We start from the raw sequence: 12481 nt of genomic DNA, 5'->3' as shown, positions 1-12481 counted from the left end.
CCTGTTGGACCCGCACTTCCTGTCGGACCCGCACTTCCTGTCGGACCCGCACTTCCTGTTGGACCCGCACTTCCTGTCGGACCCGCACTTCCTGTCGGACCCGCACTTCCTGTTGGACCCGCACTTCCTGTTGGACCAATCATTGTCAACATTTCCATAACACTTTCTAATTTTCCTTTTAACAACATTTCCGTTTCAGAAGCACTTTTCAAAGTAGATTGCACACTTTTATTTAATTGAATTAATTGATCAAATGTGGGTGGCGTTGCTAAACTATTATTAGCTAATGTCCCTAATGCATATTGTAGCTTTTCGCCCTCCGCATTAATAATATGAGCTAAACCTAGTTCTTGCATAGCGATTGAGGAAAGCAATAAATTTATTGCTTCTTCTCGCGTCAACGAAATATTAGGTGTAATATCTGGCAAATTGGGTTGTGACATGTTTAATACCCCTTTCTACTTATAATTATTAAATTTCATCAAACCTTTTCATCTATGTTGACCCATGTTTTTTGGCTCCTTATACCATATTCTCAACCCATCCATTTATTCCCCTAAACTTTCACATGTGATCCCACATGACTTATTCAGATTTGCTCATCGAATTAACAGGCATTAATCTTCTATTCAATTCTTTGAAACTTAAATAGGAATGCCATAACTAAATTTATTAACATTAAAGAAACCCCTTAACTTCAGTGGTTTCCTGGTAGTATATGGATTCATATTACTTTATTAATTTACAGCGCTCATTCTATCATTTTTTCATATCCTATATATATGTGATGGCATAACTTATTTTCACCCTCACTTTCGCTCTAAATATTAATTTGGTCAAAAAAACCAATAATTTAACATTATTAAGACGCTAATCTCATAATATGTATATAAACTACAGAAACAAAACGGAGACATCACAAACTGTATAAGGTCCATAGTTCTTACTAACAGACTTTTTTACTATGAAGAATTATGCATTATAACTCCTAATTTACACTACTTTTGCTAAAACTTATTATTTTTATAAAAGGAGGTCGAAACCGAACATGTCTCTTCCAAATTTACCAGATATTACACCTGATATTTCCTTAACACGCCAGGAAGTCATTAACTTGTTACTCTCTTCTGTTGCAATGGAGGAAATCAGCTTATCTCACATAATAAATGCCGAAGGAGAAAAATTACAACATTTCCTGAAACAAAAGAACCGTAACTTTGATGAATATCTAGCTATAAATCGCAGTGTAAATGATACATTAAAAACAATTGTAAAATCCCAAATGTTGCTACAATTCAAATTAGAAGAAGTGAACGCAATAAAAGAGAGAACAAATCACGAAAACTTTACACCATGTAAATTAAAGTGTCCAAATGCAGTTTGTCCACCCTGCTGCAAACAAACTTGCGAAATTTGCAAATCAACAAACTGTCAGACGTCCACTTGCAGTATATGCCACTGTATTGGCAAAACAAAAAAATGTATCTGTAATGACTAATCCTATTCCAGATTGGTGGTGTAAAAATAATGCATCTTAATTCCTCACTAACTCCATTCTCTACACGAACTATGTTAGATGCAACTCTCTTTTATATAGAACACCATAGTTTACTTTGTCTGAAAATTATATCTCCAAGTTCTTTCTATTCCCATGAAGTTAAAGAAACATCTCTTATGCTATATGAATCATTCTTAATTTTTCACGCACTCCTTCAAAATATTAATTCCCATCACACTAATATAGTAAAACGAATCGCACAATGCAATGATCCCACTCTACCTTCTCATACACTTGATAAAATTAAAAAAGTGCAACACTTGTTACAAAAACTAAGGCAACGCTTGTATACTTTCCAATTTCTCGATCCGTATCAAAGGTGCAGTATGCTACTTAAGATATTACTGCACCAAGATATTTTACACCTATCAATTGTAAAGCCATTTCATAATAGGAAAGCAAGTCCCCCTTGGTTAAACCCCATCCTATCCCAAAAAAGATAGGATGGGAACAATCATCCTACTGCATATAGCGACCATCTTTTGTGGAAAATAAAGAAAATCCCCTTCATTATTTAGCATAGGATGAACATTAACCTAGAGCTTACATATGAACAACATAATTCTATAAAATCAGTGTATTAGCTTAGAAACTGGCTCTCTTTTTACTTTTGTCTATATTTTTCGGTATAATTCCCCTATTCATTATCCACTTCGAGACAAGTAAACATTTCACTAATAGTATTTCAAACAAAAATTCATCGCCGTTCCTTACAATTATTCAACCTAAATTTTAAAATTATTTATACACTAAACATACTAAAGAACACGCACCCATTGTTATGCTTACAAACTTCCCTAGTGTGGATTCATTTTTTATTAAAAGAGTTTGTATTATGTACAATAAGATTTAAAAGTAGCGTCAATATTCCATTGTTTTTAAATTGCATTTTCTATTCAGACATTCATCTTTTGTAATACTTATTTTTCTCTGAATGTTTTACACTTCTGGTTATTCCAACCCAAATATGTGTATGAATTCACACCAATTCTTATTTTCAATAAAATATCATACTTGAAATTTGGTCACATATACTAAAATTGATTCAGCATTACTTAACATAGATTGTTCTACCCTAAAACAGCCTATTCCTTGGTCAAGAATGCGCTGTTTTTTTATTTTTACTGTCCATATTAATAGTACTATTGCAAAATAAATTATATATATAATTCTTTATACTGCGAAGAAGGACATTACTTACTGTAATATGATACACTTCCCTTTTGCTATTGTGTACTTTGTAATCCATTGACAATAAAACTACTCTTTTACACAAAATATTTAACATATACGTTTATCGATCACTAATTGGTTCTATCCTTCACTAATATTGACTATGCTATTTATACATTTAGAGTGTTACCACATAAAGCACCTTCAGCTGTGGCAGGTGCCTTTATGATTTTTAAGTCCTATTGTATGTAGTGGATTCATCTGATAAAAATGCTGCTACATAGAAAAAGAGTATCCCTTCATCCAACCAAGAATACTCTTTTTTATTTTCTCACTTCACATACACATAGATTGCATTTTCTGTTACATCATATATGTTATCTTTCAAACTTCACATATTCCCCCGAAATCCATTGGTCTCCACCCACATTATACCAACCATCTCTATATCCCCACGACTGATACTTTTCACCTTTATATACATTTTTAATAATATTATAATTTGCACCTGGACCTTTCCGAACACGTAATACATCTGCTGTAATAGTCACTACACCAATACCATCATTTGAAGAGTTAGAAGTTGTTGGTGTACTTTCTCCTGTGTAACGAATATATGATGCATCATTATAAATCCACTGATTGCCACCAAGATTTAACCAGCCGTTTGATTGTCCCCATACCTTGTAGGACTCTCCTTTTCCTAACTGACGAATAATCCCGTATCCAGTACTTGGACCTTTGCGGAGATTCACATTATTACCGTTAATATATGCGATCCCAGTACCATCACTTGAAGAAGAAGTAATATTTTGAGCGACCTTTCCAAAAGTATCTGTTCCATACCCTTTATAATTCCACTGTAAATGCGGAGAATCTACAAATCCTTTCCAGTCACCTCCCCACTCGAATCCAATATTTTTCGCATAACGAATTGCCGATGCCCACGGTTCTTTATTGTATCCACCCCAGTCCTCTGTGCCATTCGACTTAATTGGAACAAAATCCAGAGCTTGCCCAACTAAATGATACGAGCTCATTGTTTGTGAGGCACCATCACGAACATATTCACGTTGTTTTTCAATCGTGCGGATTGTTTCATAAATTAATACTTCAATTCCGTTATCTATACAATATTGATACCATTTGAAAGCTGCTGCTTTCGTATTATCCGCCAGCTGATTTAAATTACGTACATTTCTTTCATGGTATTTCACTATTGAACATCTCCTTTTTTATTATCATATTCAGAGCTTGTTTTTTTGTTCTTCCCTCCCAAAATCTCAACCGCATTTGTTAAAACTTGTGGAAGTGGGATACCCATTCGTCCAGTATTTTCTAAAAGTGAAAGCAGCTCATTCCCGATGAAAAAGAAAATCGTCGCTTCACGAATTGCGCTGTTTGTTCCCATAACTACATCGGCTTGAGTGGCTGCTGCAACCAAAAGAAAAAGCACCACCTTTTTGGCGATGCCTTTAAAACCTACTTTACTTTTTAATTCCCCGTTGAATCCCGCTGCAATCACCCCTGTTAGGTAGTCAATGATTGCCATTGTAACTAAAACCTTCAATGTTGCATCCCATCCTCCTAGGAAATATCCACAGAAGCCACCAAAAGTGGCAATAAAAGTTTTTAATAATACATCAATACGATCCATCTCTTCATCCCCTTTTTAGGTAATAAAAAAAGAACAGCTATAGCTGACTTGGTTTCTTATTTATTTATTTATTTATTAATTGTTGTAGTAATAATTCTTCTAGACGTGCGATTCTGTCATCTTGACCTGATACTTGCAATTTGAGATATGCTATTTCTTCCTCCTGATCAGCTACTTTGGATTTGAGATTACTTATTTCCTCTTCATGAACATCTTGTCTAAGCTTAATATTCTGAGTAGCATCTACATTGAGAGTTACAAGCGTGTACAGGTTAATTCCATCGCCTAAATCAGCATGGAAAGTCTTGTCTGTATCCTCCAGGATAAGACCATACTGTAGAGGAATATTTCTTGTAGTAAATATCTTCCCTGTTCCCTCAGCTTCCTGTCTCATCTTGTAAAGTTTCTCTACATCACTCTTGAAGTTATACTGCTGCACTTTCAATCCCATGATTTTCTCTAAAGAATCGATCTCCAAATCACGAATATTAGCTTTAATTTTACGAGATGAACGGTTTGTCAGACTTGTATAACTTATGTTCCCTGCTTGTAATCCTGCTGTTGGTGCACTCTCTCCTGCTGGTACAAGCTGTAATGAGCTTTGGTATCCCGAAACATGTGAACCCCTAATACGGATATATGCCAGGCGTAAGTCAGCGTTATTGTTATCATCTGTTAGAAGCATATTGTTCCCTGAAGACTTGTTCTTGTTTTCGAAGTAAAAGTTACCGTTACCATTACGAAAAGTGTGATTTGAGGATACTGAGCTGAAGAAATATCCTCCCCCTTGTAAATAGACGTGATTCCCTGCAATAACTTCAAAGTCCAATGAAGGTTGGACCTTAATAGAAGTATTCTGAGCTACAGAGTCAGTAGTCAGGAGAATTTCTCCTTGTCGAGATGCTGATATTGTCACTGTATCCTTACCGAATAAGCGGACTTTTCCTCCCCAAGACTGCTCTAATCCTGAACCATATAGAAACAAGTTAGAATTACTGTTGTATGATTCTACTACTCCTAGAGTTGAATAAGATTCACGAAAGTTATCAACTCCACTAGAATTAATAGGCGTACGATGATACAGAGCAGTTGCTCCTTCGATTCCGCCACTTTGAGATCGCCCCATTACAAGCGCTGGTGTGATAGCTGTCCCATCTTGAGAGTTAAAAAACTTTAATTCTACTCGTGATAAATTACGGTCATATAGCTCAAAAAATTGTTTATTAAGTTTTACGTAGCGTTCTTCATTATTTGGGGCAGTCTTAATAGTTACCCCGACAAGTTCTTGAGCTCTCAAGTGTTTCGCTTCAATATAACCATCAAGATAAATTTTGTTTGCCTGAATTAATACAGATTGAGCTGTTTGGTTGATTGTGGATGCTATATTACCTTTTTCAACTCTTTGGTTAATCGCATCAGCCATTAATAATATGGAACTATTGTGAGATTCCACCATAGCCTTACTTCCGTAACGATCATTAGATTCATTACGTGTATACACTTCTGTTTTCTCAGCTCTAAGATTAATAGCATTGGAAGTTTGGTCAATAGCCGTCTGCATTGTAGTGATTTTCTGATTAAACTCTGAAGTAGCTACTTTCTTTCCGATTTCCCTGACCATCGCTTGGTAATCTCCCATGTCTTTAGGGTTCGGAATAAATACAGATTTTATTGAGCCCTTTTGAAACATGAGATTACTTACATAAATAGTGCCGTTACGTCGCACACCTACAGTAATTTGCATGTGCGTTACAGCCTGTTTAATTGGAGGGATTGTTACGGAATATTCTTTCCATATCCCATTTTCTAGTACTTCACTTATGTTAGACCCTACAGCTCCCACCAATTGGTCACCGTTCCACGCCTTTACCTCTGCGTACAATCCGTTGTCAATTGATTCCTTGTTTGTTACAAATATTTTACCTCTGTACGTGTACTCACTAAGCGGGTCAATATTGCCTATTACCTGGTTTAATCCCGTCCAAGAGAACTCTTGCTCATAGTTAGAACAAGATATTTTTGTAGAATTGTAACCATCGCAGCGTACTGAACGGGTCGGCTCAAATGTTCCTTTATTTGTATCAGCCGTCCATGTTCCCCATTTATCCAAGGAAGGAAGCTCATTAACAATATTTCCCCACTCATTCATTTCCGTCCAATTGAAAGGAGCGTTAAGAAGTAAGTTAGGCTCTCCTAGTTTTCCTACATAGTCCTGCATCTGTTTTTCTTCAATTTTAAGCGAAATTTGATTATTAAGCTGATTAATAGAAGATTTATTCTCTTGAATAAGTTGTCCGTGTTGTCCTTGAGTTGCAGTAATGGATGCTACTCCTGTACGGATACTGTTGACAGTTTGCTCTATTTCAGAAGTTTTTGTATGGAAGACCTTAGCTTTCACGAGATCAGCCTGGGAAGGCCCCCACCCTGTAACCTGAGAACCTTCTTCAATTTGGAACTCCCTAAAGTGAATCTGACCGTTTTTAAACAATGCAGGTCTGAAATCCATATGAGTAATTGCTGTATTTGTTGGCTTGTAAGTTAAAACTAAACGTTGCCACTTATCATACTTGAACGGAATAGGGACACCACAACTTTCAATACTTACATCTTGATACTCTACTCGGTTTCCGTCTTTATCGTAAAACTGAATAATGAAAGGAACTTGGTAATCCCATACAGTATTATTGCTGTCTGCATAGAAGTCTACAGAAAATGTATACGTTGTGTTAGCCTTTGCAGGAATCTTGTGAGTTTGTGCTGAACGAATAAGCGCTTCAGTTAGTCCACTAGCCCATATTTTAAGGATATTACTACTTCTCTTATCTTCAAAGGGAGGAAGCACGGTCCACTGGTCATAAGGCATAATCCAATAGTCAGGGACTCCGTTTGTAGCATCATTCATTGTAGAGTTAGGAGCTAAATTGTTTAAGCCCTTAAAGTTGTTAATAGTTCCCTCTGTAGCTGTAATCTTAGCTGTGTTACTGTCTACAGTCTGTCTAATCTCGTTAGTTTTTGAGATAATTGTGTTAGTATCCTCGGGAGCTGGTCTCCATGTATACAGCTTATTACCTATAGTTATCTGAGGTTTAGACTGCTGATAGAATTGCTCACCCTGAAGTGAGTCCCATCCTTCTACACGCATCCAATCAGTCGTTGATTCACCAGTAGAGGACATCATTTCCTCAGTTACAATAAAGCTTATTTCAATACGTTTCCACTGATTAGTGGCACTAGGCATATCCACACTTGATACGAAACCTTTAAAGTAAAATGTATTACGATATAAAGCACCATCAGGAAGATTTTTAACTCGAATATACATACTATAATTAATTTCGTCGCCTAACTTCACAACTCCACGTTTTACAAGATCACCAAAATTGTAAGCAATCCCTTTCCAATTTCTCTGTGTTTCTGCAATTGCTGAACCTTCAAATGTTTCTTTAGGAATCCAAATACCACCACTATCCCGTAACCACCATCTATTAACCGCTCCGCCATCAAGGGTATTTACAGCACCCTGGAACGTGCTAGAATCAATCATCAAGTTAGTTACATCATCATTCATGTTATTTACTTTGGTTTGCACCTGAGTAATTTTTGCTGAATTTTCACCTACAGTCTGCTTAATTTCGTTTGTTTGGCGGTTTAACTCTTGAGTAGTAGCGGATAAAACTAACCACGGAGTAGCAAATGAACCTTTTTCAAGCTTCAAGTTTCGAATCCACCAACGTTTACCTTGGTTTTCTTCTCTTGCGTCCATCCTGATACGGAACATCCAGGATTTACATTTGTTATCTAACTTGAATGTATAACTTACCCGTTTCCAGTCTGTATTCTCGAATTTGAAAAATTTATTAGTAGGAACTGTCCATTGATCATCTACACGCTGAAACACCATTATTTCAACCCAGTTAGACTCTGAAGCCAGGTCTAGGGAAAGCGTAATATCTTGACCCACATCAAAGCCACGCAAATTATTGCCGAGATAGTCCCCAACTTGATAAAAACCATCGTGCCAGTCAAGGCACTTAAAAGTAGAATAATCTCCTTCAAATTTATGCTCAGCGTTGAAAATATGGTAAGGAGAAGGGTCTCCACCATTAATAAACTTTGGTAATACACGATTAGCAGAAGAATCATATAGATGATTTTCATTGTTGATTGAACTCTCTATTTTTGTAATTGTAGCTGTATTTTCCTCTGCCGTCTGTTTGATCTCATTTGTAGTTTGGGTAAACTCCTTACTAGAAACAACTTCGCTTATTGGTGGAATCCAATCTGCTACAGGTTGATTACCCTTAGTAATTTGAAAGAACTTAATATAGGAATCCTGATTCGCATTTACTAATGATTCTGAGAAAAAGAAGGGTGTAAACTGTGTAGGTTCACCATCCGCCGTTTCAATTCCTACAGCTATGTAAGTCCACTCGTTAGCTTTAATTGGCCCGGTAGGAGTAATAGCCCATTTGCGTTTTGCTATATGAAGATTATCTCCTTGTTTGGTCCAACTATGAAGAGGGTCGTTAAAACCGTTCCAGTGATCAAATGGTAGTTTCACCATAGCAGAATATACATACTCAGTGTTTGGCTCTAAACGATAACTTTTAGCATGGCGTGTAGTCCCTTTAACTCTCAGTACTTTTTCACCATCAAGAGTAACGGCTTCTAGTTCCGTCCCAGTATTATTAGGGATCCATAAATTTGCGTCCTGGAAATCACCGCTATTTTCTATTAAGTTAGTTCGGCCAAGTTTCATATTTTTAAACCGAGTATCAAGGGTAGTGATTTTACTAGAATTTTCATCGGAAGTTTGTTTTACAGTGTTTACAGTTTGTTCAACACTTGTTAAATCCTCGCTTAGCTTCTTTACTTCAGTTTTCTCAGCTTTATTAGTTAGGGATTCTTCTGTTTTCTCTACAGTTAATTTTATATTTGTAAAACGTCCATCTTTAAATACAACATCAGGTATTCCTGTAACATCTTGTTTTAATTTGGTGATGTCTTGCTCTGCTTGATTAACAGCTCCAGCTACTTCACCTACAGTATTGCTAATCTTCGTTACTGCATCCTCAATCGCTTTTGTATCAGGTGTAATCCTTACCCATGTCCCATTCTTCCAAAGTTTCATAACTCTATTATTCTGGTTTGAATTGTCCACCCAAATAGTCTTGCCGTCTTTTAGTCCCTCAGTAGGTGCTGTTGGTTGTTCAATAACATTTGCTGTATTTTGTTCCACATATTCAACAGTCGCTTCTGCTAAATCTTTTGCGGTTTGACTTTCTTTTTGAGCTTGATCAGCTTTATCTTTAGCGGCAATGATGTCTTGATTTTGTTCAGTGACCTTGTTCTTTAATTGGTCAAATAATTCTTGTGGAACCTTGTCATACAATGAACTTAAAATTTTTTGGTACAATCTTCGTAACTCGTCATTTTGATCAACAATTTCACGATAATCGCCAAACATATATTTATCTTGTTTTGGATCTTTAAATGATTCATCACCAGCAATAGCACGAGCTTCAAGATATAACTTAGGGGTAAAACCCTCATCTATAATTCGGATTGTATCTCCTTCGTTAATTAATTCGTGAGCTAATCCAAATACTCGACCAATACTTTGCGCTTGAACTTCGTAAGAAACAGAAGTGTTTACTAGTTTATTCATTTCTGTTTTCATGAGAGTCATAAGTCTCTGCGGAGACATATCCTCGTTTTCTGTTTGTGGAGTATAAAAAGCGAATTTATGTTTCCCTTTTTCGTTCCATCGTTGATATGCTGCATCATCCACAAGATACGGAACACCATTATTTATTTCTGAAATCGTAATGAATTCTCCATTATCTTTTTTAACGTAACCTAATAAAGCGGTACAAATGTTTTGAGAGTTCTCAATACGTTTAATCCCCAACAAATCCTTACCGACAGTTACTTCTTTTCTTGTATCTCGTCCTCTCTTCTTAACCATATCCACATAACGAACAACGATTTGAGCACCGACAACTTCAGCACGATATTGGATTTCTAGTTCAAATGAAGCTGCAATCTTTTTTAGTAAATCCAGTGGATTAGTAAATTCATCAATAGTCATTGAATGTGATCCATCATGTTCTGTTTTTCCTATTTCCCACTTCGTACCTTTTAGAGCTATTTCCATGCATTGTTTCAATGTTTTACTTTCTAATTTTTGCGGTTCAATAATTTCTGCTTTAGCAAGTTGAATCCATTCTCCTGATGCATAAACCATTAATGATTTATCATCAGAATCTTTTTCCGCCTCAGTAATAACATAAGGAACGATTCTACCTCCACGTACCTCTTTTAACACTAAGTTTTGTTGTACAAGTGTCGCTGCATGATCTGTATTCTCAAATACTCTAAACTCTAATGTATCTATATTATTCTTGATTTCCCAATGGCGTTTATCATCCCAATAATCTTTTGGTTGTATAGCTGAAACGATTTGACTTGTTTTAAAATCAACAATATGTAAGTCCCCACTTGGTGTTCTCATCTAAATCGCTCCCTATACGTTAATTCCGATATTCCTACATTGGCTGGACGTACTATAATTTCATTTTGTCCACGCTTTACAACAGGGAATGAACTGAATATATCTTTTAACGCAATTGCATTTGTTCCATTGATCGTAACTAGCGAATGCTCTGTATCTATTTGAATCTTGTCTCCTACATCGAAAATGTAAGGAGTTTCATCTATTTGTAGTTTGTTAAGTTTCCAAAACTTAAAATCTGATATTCTCAGGTCTGTAACTGGAGGATAATCTCCGTAAGCTACAAAGCCCAGGGCAATCTTTTTAGGCTCTCTTTTCGTTAATGGGTTGCTGTAGTTCAAATCATACCATTCATGCACAGAGGAAGTCCCGTCTGTACCGTTAGCCCCATCATATTTAGCGGGATAGCAACGCCAGTGATTGCCTCTGCGGGCTAGTGCAAAGTGTCCGTTAAATTGATTCCACACACCCGCTAAAGCCCCATGCTCGTTAGCTATCGTCACTTGGTCGCCTGTAGGATTATCTCCTGCTGAGCTTACTGAAGCATGAGCTATTGTGTACTCGTGCGCCATATATTCGTCACTCATATCAACTTGACAAATTACGTTATTGTCTTTGTCTAGTACCATAGCTACTACTTTCCCCATTTGATTCCAATTAGAGGATTTTAGAGTCATTTGTACATCAAACTTGAAGTCAATAATTTCTCCTGTAGGAGATGGTGGGATATCTTTCACCATGAAACAACCGTGCCACTCTGAGCCCGTCCCAAAGTTAGCAGGGTAGAAATAGCCGTCCTTTGCGAGCATAGTTCCCATTGCATCGAATCGTCCTATTTTTCCGTTGTGATGTACCCAACCTGTAGAGCTGTCCATCTTGTCCCATATAAGGCGTTCCTCAGTGTTAACAATCTTGGTTTTAATTGCTACAGGATATCCCAAGCGGAAATAGTCATTACCGTTCCATACATCCAGGAAAGTGCTCTTTGCTCCTACCATGATATCTATAATAGGATTGGATTCTACAGATCCTTTGTTACGGAATGCTGCTTTCAAATTACCATCCTTATCAATAGCCAAGGTTTTATTCTGTACAGGACCTAATTTATAAGGCATCGGACAGATGAACTTCAAAGTACCTTTTCCTAAGGTAACAAAATCATCAATATTAAAATCTTCATCAATAACAGCTATATATGTTCTATCTGGTTTTGTGTCAAAAATTAGCTCAGCTGATTCTTCAGTAATAAGCCATTCTGCTATTTCTTCTTTTAACGTTTCTAAATCCGTCCCATCTGGAACGATAATTCCAACTGGTACAGGAAGCGGACGGGGATCAGTATCTGTATTTAATAATCTTGCACCAGGAAATCCAGGAACTTTTAAAAAATTACGTTTCAAAGGTGCCCATGTTGGAGGACTCCATCCTCTTTCTATTTGAATGTATTCCTTGCGTTGATTGTTAAAAGTAAAAGAACTCATGCTAACACCTCGTTTCTTTATAAAATAAACATACTAAGATTAGTAGTGCAGACCAAGGCATTGGTTCGCACTACTATTTTTTTTATATAGTAGAAGTG

General features: G+C 36.6%; 5 protein-coding genes and 1 pseudogene. 1 reads left to right on the top strand and 5 read right to left on the bottom strand.

The annotated features are described in order from the left end of the window. Nucleotides 1–443: pseudogene (locus PDL00_RS34190) on the bottom strand (hypothetical protein); the annotation flags it as partial. 930 nt (nt 444–1373) lie between these two features. On the opposite strand from PDL00_RS34190, the gene PDL00_RS34185 reads away from it, so the two are divergent. Then, nucleotides 1374–1538: a hypothetical protein gene (locus PDL00_RS34185; RefSeq protein ID WP_270733792.1), complete on the top strand. Its 165-nt coding sequence runs from the start codon at nt 1374–1376 to the stop codon at nt 1536–1538. 1570 nt (nt 1539–3108) lie between these two features. Here the strand turns inward: PDL00_RS34185 and PDL00_RS34180 are convergent. From PDL00_RS34180 to PDL00_RS34165, 4 genes are all read right to left on the bottom strand, one after another. Next, nucleotides 3109–3948, bottom strand: coding sequence for a M15 family metallopeptidase (locus PDL00_RS34180; protein WP_270733791.1), 840 nt, complete (start codon nt 3946–3948; stop codon nt 3109–3111). Further along, on the bottom strand, nt 3948–4388 hold the full coding sequence (locus PDL00_RS34175) for a phage holin family protein (protein ID WP_270733790.1): 441 nt from the start codon (nt 4386–4388) through the stop codon (nt 3948–3950). Before PDL00_RS34175 ends, PDL00_RS34180 begins: the two co-directional genes overlap by 1 nt. A gap of 64 nt (nt 4389–4452) precedes the next feature. Further along, nucleotides 4453–10902 (bottom strand): phage tail spike protein, encoded by a 6450-nt coding sequence (locus PDL00_RS34170; protein ID WP_270733793.1) that lies wholly within the window; start codon nt 10900–10902, stop codon nt 4453–4455. Next, nucleotides 10899–12383, bottom strand: a complete 1485-nt coding sequence (locus tag PDL00_RS34165) for a distal tail protein Dit (RefSeq protein WP_270733789.1) — start codon at nt 12381–12383, stop codon at nt 10899–10901. Before PDL00_RS34165 ends, PDL00_RS34170 begins: the two co-directional genes overlap by 4 nt. Nucleotides 12384–12481 lie beyond the last annotated feature (98 nt).

Source organism: Bacillus cereus group sp. TH152-1LC (assembly GCF_027710505.1).
GTDB lineage: Bacteria > Bacillota > Bacilli > Bacillales > Bacillaceae_G > Bacillus_A > Bacillus_A mobilis.
Note: the sequence above shows the minus strand (reverse complement) of the source record. Positions and strands in the feature narration are given on the sequence as shown.